Origin of the sequence: Antrihabitans stalactiti (assembly GCF_012932915.1) — a bacterium.
In the GTDB taxonomy this organism is placed as follows: domain Bacteria; phylum Actinomycetota; class Actinomycetes; order Mycobacteriales; family Mycobacteriaceae; genus Antrihabitans; species Antrihabitans stalactiti.
Map to the genome: position 1 here is coordinate 150,832 of NZ_VCQU01000002.1, position 16,297 is coordinate 167,128.

General features: G+C 64.8%; 14 protein-coding genes and 1 tRNA gene. 11 read left to right on the forward strand and 4 right to left on the reverse strand.

All coding sequences use genetic code 11. The features are described 5' to 3' along the window. Positions 1 to 3: 3 nt before the first annotated feature. Positions 4 to 252, reverse strand: a complete 249-nt coding sequence (locus tag FGL95_RS06380) for a hypothetical protein (protein ID WP_169585393.1) — start codon at positions 250 to 252, stop codon at positions 4 to 6. Between the two features lie 155 nt (positions 253 to 407). Between FGL95_RS06380 and FGL95_RS06385 the strand changes: the two genes are divergently transcribed. Further along, positions 408 to 480, forward strand: a tRNA-Asn gene (locus tag FGL95_RS06385). A 291-nt stretch (positions 481 to 771) separates the two neighbouring features. Here the strand turns inward: FGL95_RS06385 and FGL95_RS06390 are convergent. Both FGL95_RS06390 and FGL95_RS06395 read right to left on the reverse strand, forming a co-directional pair. Then, the gene (locus tag FGL95_RS06390; RefSeq protein WP_169585394.1) at positions 772 to 942 is read right to left on the reverse strand and encodes a hypothetical protein; all 171 of its coding nucleotides are present in this window, start codon (positions 940 to 942) and stop codon (positions 772 to 774) included. Positions 943 to 1,103: 161 nt separating this feature from the next. Beyond that, entirely contained in the window at positions 1,104 to 2,102 is a 999-nt protein-coding gene (locus FGL95_RS06395; RefSeq protein WP_169585395.1) for a magnesium transporter CorA family protein, read from the reverse strand. 176 nt (positions 2,103 to 2,278) lie between these two features. Here FGL95_RS06395 and FGL95_RS06400 point away from each other — a divergent pair, with 176 nt between their 5' ends. The 7 genes from FGL95_RS06400 (at position 2,279) to FGL95_RS06430 (ending at position 13,233) form a co-directional block, all read left to right on the forward strand. Further along, entirely contained in the window at positions 2,279 to 4,036 is a 1,758-nt protein-coding gene (locus tag FGL95_RS06400) for a putative bifunctional diguanylate cyclase/phosphodiesterase (RefSeq protein ID WP_169585396.1), read from the forward strand. A gap of 215 nt (positions 4,037 to 4,251) precedes the next feature. Continuing rightward, positions 4,252 to 4,818 carry a hypothetical protein gene (locus FGL95_RS06405; protein WP_169585397.1) on the forward strand — a complete coding sequence of 189 codons (567 nt, stop codon included), beginning with the start codon at positions 4,252 to 4,254 and terminating at the stop codon, positions 4,816 to 4,818. A 28-nt stretch (positions 4,819 to 4,846) separates the two neighbouring features. Next, entirely contained in the window at positions 4,847 to 5,200 is a 354-nt protein-coding gene (locus tag FGL95_RS06410; protein ID WP_338079774.1) for a GDSL-type esterase/lipase family protein, read from the forward strand. A 185-nt stretch (positions 5,201 to 5,385) separates the two neighbouring features. Then, positions 5,386 to 5,769, forward strand: coding sequence for a DUF6394 family protein (locus FGL95_RS06415; RefSeq protein ID WP_169585398.1), 384 nt, complete (start codon positions 5,386 to 5,388; stop codon positions 5,767 to 5,769). Between the two features lie 15 nt (positions 5,770 to 5,784). Next, entirely contained in the window at positions 5,785 to 7,584 is a 1,800-nt protein-coding gene (locus tag FGL95_RS06420; protein ID WP_169585399.1) for a potassium channel family protein, read from the forward strand. Positions 7,585 to 7,660: 76 nt separating this feature from the next. Next, entirely contained in the window at positions 7,661 to 8,203 is a 543-nt protein-coding gene (locus FGL95_RS06425) for a hypothetical protein (RefSeq protein WP_169585400.1), read from the forward strand. Between the two features lie 89 nt (positions 8,204 to 8,292). Beyond that, the gene (locus FGL95_RS06430) at positions 8,293 to 13,233 is read left to right on the forward strand and encodes a diguanylate cyclase (protein WP_169585401.1); all 4,941 of its coding nucleotides are present in this window, start codon (positions 8,293 to 8,295) and stop codon (positions 13,231 to 13,233) included. Positions 13,234 to 13,239: 6 nt separating this feature from the next. Here the strand turns inward: FGL95_RS06430 and FGL95_RS06435 are convergent, their stop codons facing one another. Beyond that, a complete protein-coding gene (locus tag FGL95_RS06435; protein WP_169585402.1) occupies positions 13,240 to 13,698 on the reverse strand; it encodes a nitroreductase family deazaflavin-dependent oxidoreductase in 459 nt (152 codons plus the stop codon). 27 nt (positions 13,699 to 13,725) lie between these two features. On the opposite strand from FGL95_RS06435, the gene FGL95_RS06440 reads away from it, so the two are divergent. From FGL95_RS06440 to FGL95_RS06450, 3 genes are read left to right on the forward strand one after another with little or no spacing between them, the layout of a single operon-like run. After that, entirely contained in the window at positions 13,726 to 14,022 is a 297-nt protein-coding gene (locus FGL95_RS06440) for a DUF6285 domain-containing protein (RefSeq protein WP_169585403.1), read from the forward strand. Continuing rightward, positions 14,019 to 15,014 carry a phosphotransferase gene (locus tag FGL95_RS06445; RefSeq protein ID WP_169585404.1) on the forward strand — a complete coding sequence of 332 codons (996 nt, stop codon included), beginning with the start codon at positions 14,019 to 14,021 and terminating at the stop codon, positions 15,012 to 15,014. The genes FGL95_RS06440 and FGL95_RS06445 overlap by 4 nt, the downstream gene beginning before the upstream one ends. A 16-nt stretch (positions 15,015 to 15,030) precedes the next feature. Continuing rightward, on the forward strand, positions 15,031 to 16,293 hold the full coding sequence (locus tag FGL95_RS06450) for an acyl-CoA dehydrogenase family protein (RefSeq protein ID WP_169585405.1): 1,263 nt from the start codon (positions 15,031 to 15,033) through the stop codon (positions 16,291 to 16,293). The last annotated feature ends 4 nt before the right edge of the window (positions 16,294 to 16,297 follow it).

Sequence of the window (16,297 nt, forward strand, 5' to 3'; positions counted from 1 at the left end):
CTGTCAGCGACGCCGGAGCTGGTCCTGGGGGACGAGGATCGTGGTCCGCTCGTCGATGGGTTCCATCGGCTCCAACCGCGGCTGCGTATCCAGCGCGTCGGAGAGTTTCTGCCTGCTGACCTCGACGATCTTCTTGGTAGCTGGGCTCGCCGCAACCGCCCGAGCGGCACGGCTGATCTGCTCGTATCGCCCACGCCCGGCCTTCGTCCCCAGGACGTACCCAGCCGCAACTCCGACGACCAAACCGATCATGCTCGAGATCCCTTCGTTGAACGCTGTTCCCATCCTGCCTGACGCTCGCGACGGCTGTCGATCCGAGGTCCGCCATGCAGAAGGGCAAGGGATTTGGGCTCACGTTTAGGGATGCGCTAGAGTTTTACTCCGGCCCACAGGGCCAACGAGCACGGTCCCCTGTAGCTCAATTGGCAGAGCATTCGACTGTTAATCGAACGGTTACTGGTTCAAGTCCAGTCGGGGGAGCAAGGTTCAGAAATGCCCTCTGACCTGCAAGTTTATACTTGCGGGCGGAGGGCAATTTTCGTGGAGTTGTCCACATCGCTCGTGATGCGCTGATTGCTGGTTCGAGAGTGCGCGAGATGTCGGTTGACGTGGGATTTTACGTGGTCGAGTGTGGTCGATTCGTGCCCCATGGGGAGTCGGATCGGTGAGACGGCGCCGTTCGCGGCGCGCACATACGTCTGTCCGCAGCGAGATGATCGGCAATGTTGAGGCCTCGGCGATTGGCGTTCGATTCGCGCATCCTGCAAGGTTTCACGCCTTCGTCTGTTCCTGGACCTTCGCCTTGAGGGCATCGATCGCCATCTTCGCACTGTCGCCGGTCGCCATCAGGGCCGGAAGCTCCACGACCGAAGCGATGAAAGCGCGCGCAGGGGGTGACCACCGCACCTGGAAGGTAAAGCCGGAACCAGAACGAGCCTTCATCAGGTCAACATAACCGGAAGATAGTCGCCAAATGCCTGCCGCTGGACCCTAGGACGAGGGTCCTTGGTCCCAACTTTCACGTGCCCACGAACACGAATTTCACCGTTGTCTCGCTCAGTGGACCGTAGATCGCTGTCATATCGAGGTTAGGGCTCGGTACTTCAGAGCCAGTCTCGACGCCGGAACATCACGTAGAGAGCAGCGACGATCAGAACGATGATCGTGGTACTGGCGAGGAAGCCGGAGAATTGGTCGAAGCCGGGATAGGGAACGTTTTGACCGTAGAACCCAGTGACGGCGGTGGGCACCGCGATGATCGCAGCCCAGCCGGTCAACTTCTTCATCACCGTGTTGAGACGCATGTCCTGCAGGGAGAGGTTGGTTTCGAAGACCGCGGTGATCATGTCGCGCAACGCTTCGGTCCATTCCGAGACCCGCAGAACGTGGTCGTATAGATCGGCGAAGAGCGGATCCAATTCGGGCGCGATGTCGCCGTCGCGGCGACGGTGCTGAATCGTGTTGACGACCTCGCGGACGGGAAGGACGACGCGGCGGAATTCGACCAGGTCCTTGCGGAGCCGGAACGTCCGTCGTTGCAGTCCGTGACCAGTGGTCGTGTCGAAGAGATCATCTTCGAGTGCTTCGATGCCGTCGTCGAGGGCTTGGACCGCATCGAAGTGCCCGTCGACCACCACGTCGAGCAGACCGTGTACGAGGGCGCCGACACCGTGCTGCAGGGAGTCCAGATCGGCCCAGCGCGCAGTAACGGTATCGAAGTCGAAGTACGGGGAGAGCCGCACTGTGATCAACGCACGGGGAAGCACGAACGCCGAGATGCGGTGCGTCGAAAGCATTCCCGAGTCGGTCTCGGTAGTTGCGTCCTGATCGATCTGCACGGCGTAGACGGTAAAGAAGGTGTGGGTCGAGTACGACGATGCCTTGACGCGTTCTGCGTCGGCGACGGCGTCTTCGACAGCCCACACGTTGAGGCCTAGCTCGTCGGCGAGGCGGGTCAACACCTCATGGTCTGGTTCGTAGAGGTCGACCCAGACCAATACGTCCTCCTGTTGCAGGTAGTCCGAAATCTTGTCGAACTCGAATTCGTCCTGGCGGGTACCGGATCGCCATACCTGACCTCGCACACTGCTCTGAGCGTCCATGCCGGATATGTTGCCGGTCGTTCGAAATTCGGGATACGTGGGTCGACTGGCTGCAAGTCCTGTGCTCCCGGCGAAGACGGATTGCTCGCGAGCTACCAGACCGTGCTTGCTGCTGAATCGTAAATATCGGACTGCGAGATCGCCGGCTCGCGGGGGCTAGCTGGTTAGGGTGCAGCATGCAACGCACATCGTGGTGGGCTCCGCGAGGTCCCGGCGTGGGGCCGGTGTACACCAGCCGGGACCTGATGGGCCGGACGACTGCGGGATTCTTCGTCGTAACCGGTCTGGCCGGTGTCGTCTTCGGATTGTCGATACCGAGTCCATGCTCGAACCGACTCGTCTTTCTCGGCGGTGCCGCGTTCGCGATCGCGACGGGGCTCGGCGTGTACGTGATGCGGTCACGACTGTCGTCGAAGATGCACGTGGGGTTCATCGCGGTCGCGATTGCCAGCGTGACGATGCTGATCGGACAGTCCCCGTCAGTGGCCGGCGATGTGGCCGTTGCTGCGCTGTATACCTGCATCGCCTGTCATGCCGCCCTGGCATTTCCGTGGCGAACAGCGACGGTGCTCACCGTTATCGTGGTCGTGGCTTGTCTGGTCGCCGGCGTCGTCGATAGCGACATGCCCTGGTGGTCGACGATTCCAGTCGCGACCGCCGCCGGGCTCATCGGTGCTTCGGTGATCGCGCTCAATCTCGTTGCGAACCAGGCGATTCTCGACCCGCTGACCGGCCTGCTCAACCGACGCGGCTTCGACCGCGCCATGTACGTCGAGATGGGTAAAGCTGCCGCATCCGGCGACCCGTTGACCCTCGTGCTGTTCGATCTCGACCGTTTCAAATCGGTCAACGACCATCTCGGCCACACCAGTGGTGACCAACTCCTGCAAGATGTCGCGACCGCCTGGCGCGCCGAACTCCCGAGCGCCCAAGGATCACTGTCGCGCTACGGCGGCGATGAGTTCGCGCTGCTGCTCCCGCGCACCTCCGAAATCGCCGCGATCGCGATGGCGGACAGGCTCCGCGCCGTTGCTCCGACCCCAAGCTCGGCGGGCATCACCAGCTGGCGCCACGGTGACACCGTGTCGTTGTTCGTCGGTCGGGCCGACATCGGGCTTTATCGAGCCAAGAACACCGGACGCGAACGCACTGTCGTGGAGTCCGCGGAACGGCCCGCCATCGTGGAAGCACTCCGGGCGGCAATCGAACAGCGTGCGCTCACCGTGGCGTTCCAACCGATCGTCGACATATCAGGAGCCGGTGCGGTCGCGGTGGCCGTCGAGGCTCTGGTCCGCTGGCCCGACCTCCACACACCCGACATCAGCCCTGAGGGGCTCGTCCGCATCGCCGAGAACAACGACCTCATCTCTGGACTCGGCTTGCTTGTCCTCGAGCTTGCCTGCACCCAGATCCAGCAGCTGGCCGCCACCAACTGCGATCGTCGGCTCGACCTGCACGTCAACGTGTCCGGTACCGAACTTACCGATCACTCTTACGTCGACCTGGTTCTCGACACTCTGACCCGCACGGGTTGGCCCGCGCATCGGCTCGTCCTGGAAGTCACCGAGACCGATCTCGCCGCAGACTCGCCGGCTGCAGCACGAGCCCTGCACACCCTGCGTCAGCAAGGAATCCGTGTCGCGGTCGACGACTTCGGCTCCGGCTATTCTTCGCTGACCAGAATCGCCACCCTGCCCTGCGACATCCTCAAAGTCGACCGCGCAATCGTTGCCGACACGACATCCGCGGTTCCGCTGCTCAATGCCGTCACCGCCATCGCTGCCGCTTTCGCCCTCGAGGTCATCGTGGAAGGAGTGGAAACCTCCGAACAGGTCGACCTGCTCGCATCCCACGGCATCGCACTCGGCCAAGGCTTCTACTACGCGCGTCCGCAACCCGTAAACGACTTGCACATTTCCCTCGCCAACGGATGAAGCCGCGAACCCCGGCGGTCCAAACAGCAGAGCGATCGACCGGCGCGACCGCGCTGGGCACGAAGCAACGACTTGATGAACAAAGCCGCACTTCCATGTCGCCGGGCAGACCCGATGGTTCAATTGACAGCCAATCGGGCAACGGGCTGGAACGGAACCGACCAATCGTCAGTGTTGCCCCGCCAGGTTATTTCGGTTTGTCGGCGGAGGTCCGAATGATATTGCGGTCGAAGCTTTTTGCCGTCGCGAGCGTTTTCGCCGCCTCGGCTGTCGCGGTGGCATGTGGGCAAGATGCGAGTCGCAACGCCGATACCGCGGTTGCGGCGACAACTCAGGCGAGTTCGCCTGCCACGTCGACCGCTGTGCAGACCGAGACGGTGGACGCTGGCAGCGCCTGCAATCTGGTTCCGCGAGATGAGGTCGCGACCGTACTCGGGCCAAACACGATCGTCGCTTTGAGTGCCACCCCGCGCTGCCGTTACGAGGCTGGTGACAAGACCCTTGCGATCGAGAGCGGCGCGCTGACGAGCGGATACGACAACCTCGAGGACTATAAATCGTTCAACAGTGGGTTTGCCTTCGAGGAACCCGTTCCCGGCATCGGTGATGCCGCGTTCTTCAGCCACGTGTCCTCAGAACTGTCGTTCGTCAAGGGTGACAAATTGGTGACGCTGCAAGTCCACCTGGACGCCGAATCCGAAGACTACAACGCTGCGTCAGACAAGAACGAGGAACTTACCGCGTTGACCAGCTGGGGCAAGTCTGCCGCAGCCCGGTTATGACGCGCGAGCAGGCACACCATCACCCGGGATTCGTGCCCGGTCGCCGCGTGCGCGGATTCTCGTCATCGACTACCTCGCGGGGATGTCTCCGAATTCGTTGTGCGGAGCCGCGAACTTCATGACCGATCCCGACCTCGGCTGGATCGGTGAGAAGTTGATCGAGCTCAATGACATGGTGCGTCGTGCTGCCGCGGCCGGTGGCGTCGAATTCGTCGATACCTACAGTTCGAGCGTCGGCCACGACGTGTGCCAGGCGCCAGGAGTCCGCTGGGTGGAGGGCACCTCGCCCTTCGCGCCGCAGGGAGTCGCGATTCCGTTCCATCCCAACCAGTTCGGCGCTGATCACCAGGCTCTCGTGGTCAAGCAGGCGCTCGGCATCTGATCGCGCGAGAGTTTGCCTGGTCGTTTCGAATGGCAAACATTTTCGCCAATGGGATCGTGAACGCTCCGCCGCCGGTGTCGGCGGCACAGCGACCCTGGAAACAGGATTTTCAACGTCGATCCGCGCGGCTGCCGAAAGTGAGACAGTGGCTTCAATGGTGGTCGCATTTCAGCGAAGGAGGTTGGATGAACCTCGAGAAGGTGGTCTTCGGTTTCTTCGTGTTGCTGGCTGCGACACTGAATTTCGGGTTCTTCATCGGTGACATGTCGGATCCGGTACTGCACAACACCTATGAGCTGTTCGCTGCGCTCACGATCAGTCTGATTGCCACAGTGCTCAAGTTCGGCGACCGGACTCAGCTCGGGGCCGTGCACCTCGCGACCAGCTTGGTTGCCGATCTCCAGCTCGTCACCGCCGGCTTGGTCTGGGTATTCGCTGAGCAGATCAGCGGACACGGCATGACGGCTGGCTCGACGGCCAGCATGGTGTCGTTGTCAGGAGGGGCGCTGCTGGCCAACCTCGTGTCGGTGGTCCTACTGGTGTCCGAGACACTGACGTTTCGCCGCTGAAGCGGAGCTGCGACGATGGCCAACCCGCTGCTGATCGCGCTCCGACAACTCGGCGCTCGCAAAGGTTTGCCGCCACCGTCGGCGGCGGCGGAGCTGGAGTTCGCCCCACCCTCCGCCGCGATCTTCCTGGTTATGCGCCGCCTTCGGGCGCCCCTGATCAGCTTGATCGTGCTGTTCGCGATCAGCGTGGTCGGCCTGGCGCTCGTTCCCGGTGAAGATCCGGCAGGCAACCAGTACCACCTGACGCTGTTCGATTCCTTCTACGTGATCAGCTACACGGCGACAACTATCGGGTTCGGCGAACTGCCCTACGCGTTCACGACCGGGCAGCGCCTGTGGTTGACAATTTCGATCTATCTATCCGTCGTCGGCTGGGCGTACGCGATCGGTTCGATGTTGACGATGCTGGGCGACCAGTCGTTCCGCCGCGCTGTGGCGCTGCAGCGATTTGCACGGAAAGTTTCCAGGCTCCGCGAGCCGTTCTTGTTGCTTGCCGGCTACGGACAGGCTGGTCGGCTCTTGGTCAAGGCGTTCGACGAGCTGGGCCAGCGAGTCGTGGTTCTCGACAAATCCGACGAACGAATCGAGGCACTCGATCTCGAACCGCTGCACGCGGACATCCCCGTGCTCGTTGCCGATGCCGCCAGTCCGCACCTGCTGACGCTGGCCGGCCTGGGTCATACGAATTGTGCTGGCGTCCTTGCGCTTACCGACAACGACGAGACCAATTTGACGATCTCGATGGCCGCCGCCCTGCTGCGCCCCGACCTGCCTGTGTTCGCTCGCACGGACTCGGTGACCGTTGCAGATCGACTTCGCGCGTTCGGCACTCCGACGGTCGTGAATCCATTCGACCTGTTCGGCGACAACCTCCGGGTGGCTCTGCGCGCGCCGGCGACCTATCAACTGCTGGAATGGCTCGAAGCCGGGCCAGGTGCCCAGCTGCCGCAAAGGGGAAAGCTCCCACCAGAGGGGCGCTGGGTGATGTGCGGTTACGGCCGATTCGGCCGCGAACTGACGGCGGACCTGCGTGCAGCCGGATTGGACGTCACCGTGATCGAGTCGAGAGGAATGCACGACGACGTCATCGAGGGAGACGCGTCCGAACTCGGCGTACTGGAGCAGGCCAGCCTGGACACCGCGATCGGCTTGGTCGCGGGAACGGACAACGACACGACGAATCTGTCAATCCTCGCCAATGCTCAGCAGCTGAACCCGAACCTCTTCCTTGCCGCGAGACAAAATCGGCGGTCGAACGCCGCATTGTTTCGGGCAATGAAAGTCGACGCGCTGCTTGTACCGACCGAAGTGGTGGCCCGACAGGTGTATGCCCAGATCAGCACGCCGCTGCTGTGGCGATTTCTGCGCGAGGTGCCGGCGCGGGGCGACGATTGGGCCGCTGATCTGGTGGATCGGCTTCATACCCGCTGCGGCCGGGCCTTGCCCGCGCTGTGGAAGGTCACCTTGGACCGTGCGCACGCGCCCGCACTCGTCGACCTGTTGGACGAAGGCAGGGTCACCCTGGCTGGGCTGTTGCGCGATCCGGAGGACAGGTCACGGCAGTTGAGTGTCGTGCCCCTGTTGCTGGCACGTCAGGACCAGAATGTTGTATGTCCTGACGGCGAGTTCGTCCTCGCCGCCGGCGACGAATTGCTGTTCGCCGGTAACGGCCACACTCGACACGAACTGCTCCTCACGATGGTGGCCGACTCGACTGCCTCCTACGTTCTGTTCGACCGGCATGTGCCGGCAGGTCTTCTGTGGCGGAAGTTGTCGGAACGGTTCGCGTCGGAGCCGAAAACGCGCCCGACCTAGACGCAAAGTGTGGCGTGTGTCACATTTTGGCGGGTCGAAGCGATTAACAGATATGAATACGCGCACTCCAAGCGCGATGCGAAGCTTCTTGCTCGTCGCTCTCAGTCTCATCGTCGTGACCATCGGTGGTACCTCCGGAGTTGCCCGTGCGGCACCGTTGGATTACGGCAACGGATGTGCCCTCTATCCGGACAACCGAGCCGCCACGGTGGACGCGCTCCGGTTTCGATGCTCACCCCAACAGGCGGCGCAAATCTATGCCGCGGCCAGTCCGGGCGCGGTGCCCACCGGTGTATTGAACGGCTGGGTCACCAGCCCGCCACCACTGGCCCTTCTCGCACCACCGTTCTGGATCGGCAAAACTTTCTACACCGGCCCCAATGGCGGCATGCTGCAGAACCGCCTTACCGGAGCCGGGTTCGAAGCCTGGCCGGCCTTCGTCTACATCGGTGCTTCCTGGGTCGATCAGCAACCAACTTGGGTATTGGACTACGCACCGTCACCGACCCCGCCGGTTCACGACGAAATTCGGGAGATCACTCCTGGTGTGTGGTTCGGCTATTCCTACTGGCGCGGCATCTTCGCGAGCCCACAACTGCTCGCGTTTATCGTCGCCTGACCATTCGAAAGGGCACAGACAGCATTCTCGGGCCGTCGCTGATCGGCGCAGCTATCGTATTGACCAGCGTGCGGACAGGCCGAGGAAGGGTGGCTGACGTGCCCCCTCAGCGCGGATCGGACGGGCCGGTGCTCGAGGACGGCCGGGTTCGGGTCTGGCGCACCGTCGAGCCCGATGTCGGTGTACTCATTCACAAAGAGGCGTTCGGCGAAGGGGCTTTGGAGCGGATCGCACATGAGGTGTCGGTCTTGCGCCGTCTACACGGAGTGCCGGGTGTACCCAGGTTGCTGCCGGTGCTCGACCCCTCAGGTCTGGTGGTTGCTGGGGTCGGCGGGCGTCGTTTGGCGGAGCTACTGGCCGAGCGTCGGTTGACCGCACGCGAGGTCGTTGCCGTGGGACACCGCTTGGCGTTGACCCTGGAGGCGGTGCACGAGGCAGGCGTCGCACACCACGGTTTGCAGCCTGGCAATGTTCTCGTGGCCGCGGACGGCAGCGTCGAGTTGGTCGACTTCGACCTCGCCACGATGATGGCTGATGTCCGCCCGGGCTTCACCCACCACCGCGAAATTCTCGGCCCGCTGCCGTATCTGTCGCCCGAGCAGACCGGGCGAACGGGCTCTGTCGTCGACCGCCGCTCAGACCTGTACGCCGTCGGCGCAGTGCTGTACGAGGCCGCGACCGGCCGGCCCCCGTTTCTCGAGGAAGACGCTTTCGAGTTGGTCCGGGAAATACTCACCCGTAAGCCCACACCCGTGACCGAGCTGGACCCGACGCTGCCACCGATGTTGGACGCAGTGCTCGCCCGGCTGCTGGAGAAGGAGCCCGAGCGGCGCTACCAGTCAGCAGCGGGCCTCGCCCACGACCTTGCCCGGATCGCCGCCGACACGGCGGCGACCTTCACGCTGGGGGAGCGCGACTTCCCGAGCCGACTGTCCCCGCCCGCGCAGCTGGTCGGCAGGGACACCGAGATCGCGGTCCTGGCAGCGGCATTGGATGCCGTTGCCGACCCGATCGACGACAGCATCCGTGCCCGACGCACGGGCGGTGTTCTGTTGGTCAGCGGCCCTCCTGGCGTCGGCAAATCGACGTTGGTCAACACACTGCGTCCGCTGGTAACTCAGCGTGGCGGTTGGTTCGTCTCCGGCAAAGCCGACCAGGTCGTCCCGGACTCGACAGCGGGACTGCGCGAGGCCTTGCGCGGGCTCGCGCGACTGCTGCTGGCCGAGCCGACGGACGCGCTGGAGGCTCAGTCCCGCGAGCTCGGTCGACGGCTGCGGTCGAACGCCGCGGTTCTGGTCGCGATGGCCCCAGAGTTTGCGCAGGTACTCGGGGAGCCGGTAGTTGCCGGCGACCTGGACGAGCGCGAGCTCGAGGACCGCACCCGTCAGGCCGTCATCGATTTGCTACGGGCCATCGCCTCTCCTGGCCGTCCCGTCGTGCTCGTCCTCGACGACTTGCAGTGGGCGCCACCGGGTGCCCTGGAGATCCTCGACGCTATCGCGAATGCCCAAGCGGTGGAGGGCTTGCTGCTGGTCGGCACCTACCGGGACTCCGACGTCGACCCGCGGCTCGCGACAATGCTGGCCCGCTGGGAGCGGCTGGGTGTCGGACAGCGGACCGTGCGGCTCGCGCCGCTCGACGTCGAACACCTCGCGCTCCTGCTCGGGCACATTCTGCGGATCCCCCTGGAGCACGCCGCGGGGCTGGCACACATCGTCCGAGAACGGACCGGGGGCAACCCTTTCGACACGATCGAGCTACTGAACTCCCTACGGGAACAGGGCGCTCTGGCGCTCGGGGATGACGGCTGGACCTGGGATGCGGACGCGGTCCGGCAGCACGTCGGGCACAACGACGTCGGACACAGTGACGTGGTCGCGCTGCTCACCACCCGGATCGAGAACCTCGGGCCGGACGCAGTCCGCGTGCTCGGTGCAATGGCCTGCCTCGGCGCGGAGGTATCAGGGACCGATCTCGCGATCGCCTGTGGCATGCCGTTCGATCAGCTCGTCACCGTCCTGACCAAGCCGTTGGCGGCGGGCCTGGTGACGCCGGTGCGGCACGGCGGGCTCGCGACGGACGCGGTGGTCGGGCAGCTGCGATTCCGGCACGGGCGCGTTCAGCAGGCCGCTTTCGAGCGGTTGGGTGCCGAAGCGCGACGGCGGTTCCAGGCGGAGATGGGCTGGCGGCTGGCTGCGGCAGGGCGGGACCTGCTCGCTGCTCGACTACTGCTCGCAGCGAGTGTCGCGCCGCAGGATCGGACGCAACGCAGGCTCGTCGTACGGCTCTATCGTGCCGCCGCCGACGACGAGCGGCGGCGGACCGAGTTCACCGCCACTGAACAATTTCTCGCCGCTGCGGCGAACATTCTGCGGGACGAGCCGACGGCGGCGCGCGAGCATTTCGCGGTGGAATCCGAGCGTCACCAGGCGTTGTACCAGCTGGGACGGCTCGACGAGGCGGACAGCCTGTACGAGTCACTGTGCGTGCTGACCGGCGACGCAGGTGAGCTTGCTCAGGTCACCGCCACCCAAGTGGCCTCGTTGACCAACAGGCAGCTGTCCACGGCCGCCGTGGAGCTCGGGTTGCTCTTCTTGGCACGGCTGGGGGTGCGGTACCCGGAGCACGATGCGGAGGCGGAGGTCGTCCGCGGGCTGACGGACGTCGTTGCGTGGACCAACGAGCTCGATCCGAAACTCTTCGCAGGCGGCCCAGCGCTGACCGACCCGGCCGTCTCGGCGCTCGTCGCGGTGATGGCTCGGCTCAGCCCAGCGGGCTTCTTCGCCGCGCCGTTGGTATCCGGGTGGCTGGTAACCCAGGCTAAGCGACTGTGGGAGGAGCACGGCCCGAGCAGCGACCTGATGGCGGTGCTGGGGCACGGTCCAGTGGCGTTCGTCGCCCTACTCGACGAGTACCGCGCGGGCGAGCGCCTGCTCACCTACCTCATCGCCACCGGGGAGGCCCACGGCTGGGAACGAGCAGTCGCCTACACGGAGTTCCTCTACGCAGTGTCCAGCGCGCATTGGTTCGAGCCACTCGACGCATGCGTCGCCGTCGCAAAGCAGGCCCGGGACGGGCTGTTGCACGTCGGCGACCTGCCGCAGGCGGGCTGGGCGTCGTTCCCGCTGGTCATCGATACTTTCGAGACCGCACCGCACGTCGACGAGGCACTTACCGAGCTCGCCGCTGCGCTCGCTCTTGCGGACCGCACGGCCATCGTCCCGGTGCAGCGCTGCTTCTCGATCGTTCGCCAATTCTGCTTTAAGGCACGAGGTGGTCCGGATGCCGCGACGGGCCTGCCGACATCGAATGCGGACGGGCCGCCGGTCGAGGAGCTTGCGGAGCTCATCCCCATCATCGGTGCGTACCTGTGGCTCTTTCGCAGCATCGCGGCGGCTTTGGCGGGGGACTGGGAGTCGCTCGCGGCTAACAGTCGAGCCGCCCACCGGGAGGCGCGGCACCTCCCTGGAATCGTGATCACTCTGATGTCCACTGTGCCGTTCGGGCTCGACCTCTGCCTGCAATTGCGTCAGCAGCGACCGGGCGAACGTGCGCACGCAGCACTCCTCGCCGACCTCGACGAGGTGCTGACCTGGTTGCGGCGCCGCGCGCTAGACCAACCGGACAACGTCGCCCACATCGTGAGCTACCTCGAAGCCGAGCGTGCATGGGCGCTGGGCGACCACGACGGTGCCCTCGCCGCGTTCGACTCCGCTTTGTCTGCCGTGGAACGGGTGTCACGGCCGTGGCACCACGCGCTCCTTGCCCGCCGGGCCGGGGAGTTTCATCGTGAACGAGGCCTCGAGCACAGCGGTCGGCTGCAGCTCGCCGAGGCGCGGCAGGCACTCGTCGACTGGGGTGCAGACGCGCTGGCGGTCGAGCTGGAACGCACCTATCCGTTTCTGCGTGACCGGTCGATCGTGCGCCCCGGCGTCGTCGCCGGCGCGATTCTCACTGCTGACACCATGGACACCACCGCGATCCTGCGCGTCGCACAAGCGCTCGCGTCCCAGACCACGATGCCCGAATTGCACGGCGCGATCGTCGAACACCTCCGGGCGATCACCGGCGCAACAGCGGTGCAGGTCGTATTGCACGACGAGAGCGCTGGTTGGCAGATCTACCGGGCGGCCACGGACGCGGGTGGCGACATCGCCCTCGACGGTCCAGGCGCAACGGCCCTGGTGCCGGTCAGCGCCGTTCGGTACGTGCTGCGCACGCGCGAGGCTCTCGCCGTCGATGACGCGACCGCCGACGACCGGTTCGCCAGGGACGCCTATCTCGTCGGCGAAGAACGGCTCGCCCTGTTGGTGGTCCCAGTGCTGCGCGCGGGTGAGCTCCGAGCAGTGCTCGTTCTGGAGAACCGCCTCACCACCGGGGCCTTCACCACCGACCGGCTCGGTTTCGTCGACATGCTCACGGGCCAGCTTGCGGTCGCCCTCGACAATGCCCAGCTCTACACCTCGCTCGAACGACGCATCGCCGAGCGGACCGTGGAGTTGCGATCAGCGAACGCGCAGCTGGAGATGCTCAGCACGACCGACCCTCTGACGGGAGTGGCGAACCGCCGTCGCTTCGACGCTGCCCTCGCGGTCGAGTGGACACGCTCGCTCGGCACCGGCCAACCTGTCTCGGTGATCATGGCGGACGTCGACCACTTCAAGCAGTACAACGATGACTACGGTCATCTCGCGGGCGACGCGTGCTTGGTCGAGATCAGCCGGCTCCTCGCACGCAGCCTGCGCGACACCGACTTGCTCTGCCGTTATGGTGGCGAGGAATTCGCGGCGATTCTGCCTCGAGCAGACCTCGACGCTGCGGTGGCCGTAGCCGAGCGGATGCGGCTCGCGGTCGAGGGCGCGCGGCTGCCGTACACCTTGGATGCGCGGATCGTGACGGTCAGCGTCGGCGTGGCCTCGGCGCTGGCAACGGCGAGCGATCAGCGCAGCGAATTGCTCTCCGGTGCCGACGCGGCGCTGTACGAAGCGAAACACGCAGGTCGAAACTGCGTCCGGACACACACCTTCTAGATCGGACTACACGCGCTCGCCGAGCGTGGCGACGAGCGTCGTTGCAGCGGCCCGGGTGTAGACGCCCGCGATGCCCTTCGCGCTGATCTCCGATGCGGGGACGACCCTCGGGTCGACGAGCTTGTAGCGCCTGCCGCCCCGCTGGATTTCGCCGCCACCCGCGGCGAGCAGGTTCTTGACCCAGTGGCTCTGCGGCCCGTAGAGCATCGGAATCGCAAAGCCCTCCGGGGTCTTGAAGCCCATGATCGGCGTCTTGAATGCGCGGCCCGAGGATCGTCCCGTGTGATGCACGACCGCCCACGGCGGGAGCAGCCACGCCCACAGGCCCTGAATGTTGTTGGTGACGTACTTGTTGAAGCTCGCGACCGCGCGGGGCACCTGCATGACGGCCAACGCTACCGCGTGACCGTGCAGCTCTTCCTGTCGTGAGTCTTTTTGGAGTCCCTGGACTCCGAAAAGACTCACGACCAGTCCGACCCCTAGAGTCGAGCCATGCAGTATCGGCCAACGGCGACCGAGATACTAGAGACCCTTGCGGAGCTTCTCGAGGAGACGCTTTTGCCTGCGCTTCCGTCGGGATTGCAACACCAGGCGCGGGTGGGGGCGAATCTGGCGCGGATCGTGGGCCGCGAGCTCGAGCTCGGTCCGGATGCGGCTCGGCGCGAACAGGAATTGCTCACATCGCTACCACCAGACGACCCCACCGCGCTGTGGGAGGCGCTTGTCGCGATCACGCGGGCTGACATCGCAATCGCCAAGCCCGGGCACGACGGGTGGGAAGCCGGGTGAGCGCGGACCTCACAGCCGGATTGGCCGCCTTCCTCAGCGTGGACCTCGGCACGCCGGTGACGGTGTCGAACCTCGTACCGGTGTCCGCTGGAGCGCGGCGCCGCAACGTGGTGTTCGACGCCGACACCGGCAGCACCGTGCTGCACCTCGTCGCGACGATCGTCCCGGAAGCTATTGCGCTGGTGCCGATTAGCACCGAGGCCGACGTGCGAGAGCTTGCCAGGGCGAACGGCGTGCCCGTCCCTGCAGTTGTGGCGACGTGCACCGAGACCGAATTTGTCGGTAGCCCGTTTCTGCTCTCGGATCGGGTCGACGGAGAAACTGTGCCGCGCAAGGTGCTACGCCTCGTCGAGCAGAACGGGGTCGGGGAGTTGGTCGCCACCCAACTCGGGGAGGCGATGGCCGCGTTGCACGGAATCGACCCAGCGCTGGCGCCGGATACGTTGCCGGGCAGCGCCGGTGGTGATCCGGCGCGGACCTTGCTGGCAGAGCTCACGACCGCGGTCGCGCATTTGCTACCGGATCGGCGCGTCTTCGCGTTCGCGCTGGACTGGCTCGAGCGGAACCTACCTGCTCTGCCCGCACAACCTGCCATCGTGCACACCGACATTCGCAACGGCAACATCATCGTAGGCTCGGACGGCCTGCGTGCCGTGCTCGATTGGGAAGGCGCACAACGATTCGGCGACCCGATGCGAGACGCCGCATGGTCGGCGCTGCGGATGTGGCGGTTCCGGCAAGACGACCGCGAGATCGGTGGGTTCGCCGGTAGGGATGTGTTCGCCGCCGCCTACGAGCGGCGCGGCGGGACTTTCGATGCCGATCGGTTCCACTGGTGGAAGGTCCTCGGCACGCTGTGGTGGGGTGTCGGACTCGCCAGCCAAGCTGCCGCGCACCTCGATGGCAGTTTCAGAAATGTCGTGATGGCTGCCAGTGGGCGGCGGATCCACGAGATCGAATGGGATCTCTTGATGTTGGTGCGACCGACCTGAGAAGTCAGGAGCTGTAATGGATTTCGACCTACCCGCCGACCTCGTCGCCTACCTCGGCGAGTTGGACGAGTTCATCGAGGCAGAAATCGTTCCGTTGGAACGCGAGGGCGACAACATTCGCTTCTTCGACCACCGACGCGAGGACGCCCGGACCGACTGGGATCGCGGTGGACTACCCAACGCCGAGTGGGAGGCGTTGCTTGCCGAGGCGCGCCGTCGCGCCGACGCCGCCGGGCACCTGCGGTATCCGTTCCCGAAGGAGTACGGCGGCCGCGACGGCACCAACCTCGGCATGGCGGTGATCCGCGAGCACCTCGCCCATCGCGGTCTGGGTTTGCATTGCGACCTGCAGAACGAGCATGCGATCGTCGGCAACAACATCGGATTGCTCTTGATGCTCGAATATGGCTCGCCTGCACAGCAATCCGAGTGGGTCGATGACCTGGCGACCATGCGGCGATTCTTTGCGTTCGGCATCACCGAACCCGACCACGGTTCCGACGCAACGCATATGGAGACCGTGGCAGTACGCGACGGCGACGACTGGATCATCAACGGCACGAAGACCTGGAACACCGGCATACACGCTGCTGCTGCAGACCTCATTCTCGCCCGCACCTCCGGAAAGGCCGGTGACGCTACGGGAATCACCGCCTTCTTGGTGCCGGTGGACGCGCCGGGGTTCACCGTCGACGAGTATCTGTGGACGTTCAACATGCCCACCGACCACGCCCGGATATCGCTGCACGACGTCAGGGTGCCGTCGAGTGCGATCTTCGGTCAGGAGGGTCGAGGGCTTGCGGTGGTGCAGCATTTCTTCAACGAGAACCGGATTCGCCAGGCCGCGTCCAGCCTCGGTGCGGCGCAGTACTGTATCGACGAATCAGTCGCGTATGCCAAGCAGCGCAAGCCTTTCGGGAAGCCGCTTGCTGCCAACCAGGCGATCCAGTTTCCGCTTGTAGAACTGCAGACGCAATGCGAGATGTTGCGGCTGCTGATCCACAAGACCGCATGGTCGATGGACCGCAACGGTCCTTTCTCGGCGTCGGAGCAGGTGTCGATGTGCAATTACTGGGCCAACCGGCTGTGCTGCGAAGCCGCAGACCGCGCAATGCAGGTGCACGGCGGACTCGGCTACTCGCGGCACAAACCGTTCGAGCACATCTACCGGCACCACCGTCGGTACCGAATCACCGAGGGGGCGGAGGAAATCCAGCTGCGCCGGGTTGCGGGCTATCTGTTCGGCTTCATGAAACAGGCGTCGCCGAAGGGTGTATAGCCAG

Coding starts and splice junctions, on each gene's coding strand:
- FGL95_RS06405 (WP_169585397.1), top strand. CDS start 4,252: ATGATATTGCGGTCGAAGCTTTTTGCCGTCGCGAGCGTTTTCGCCGCC.
- FGL95_RS06415 (WP_169585398.1), top strand. CDS start 5,386: ATGAACCTCGAGAAGGTGGTCTTCGGTTTCTTCGTGTTGCTGGCTGCG.
- FGL95_RS06420 (WP_169585399.1), top strand. CDS start 5,785: ATGGCCAACCCGCTGCTGATCGCGCTCCGACAACTCGGCGCTCGCAAA.
- FGL95_RS06400 (WP_169585396.1), top strand. CDS start 2,279: ATGCAACGCACATCGTGGTGGGCTCCGCGAGGTCCCGGCGTGGGGCCG.
- FGL95_RS06390 (WP_169585394.1), bottom strand. CDS start 942: ATGAAGGCTCGTTCTGGTTCCGGCTTTACCTTCCAGGTGCGGTGGTCA.
- FGL95_RS06395 (WP_169585395.1), bottom strand. CDS start 2,102: ATGGACGCTCAGAGCAGTGTGCGAGGTCAGGTATGGCGATCCGGTACC.
- FGL95_RS06380 (WP_169585393.1), bottom strand. CDS start 252: ATGATCGGTTTGGTCGTCGGAGTTGCGGCTGGGTACGTCCTGGGGACG.
- FGL95_RS06450 (WP_169585405.1), top strand. CDS start 15,031: ATGGATTTCGACCTACCCGCCGACCTCGTCGCCTACCTCGGCGAGTTG.
- FGL95_RS06440 (WP_169585403.1), top strand. CDS start 13,726: ATGCAGTATCGGCCAACGGCGACCGAGATACTAGAGACCCTTGCGGAG.
- FGL95_RS06425 (WP_169585400.1), top strand. CDS start 7,661: ATGCGAAGCTTCTTGCTCGTCGCTCTCAGTCTCATCGTCGTGACCATC.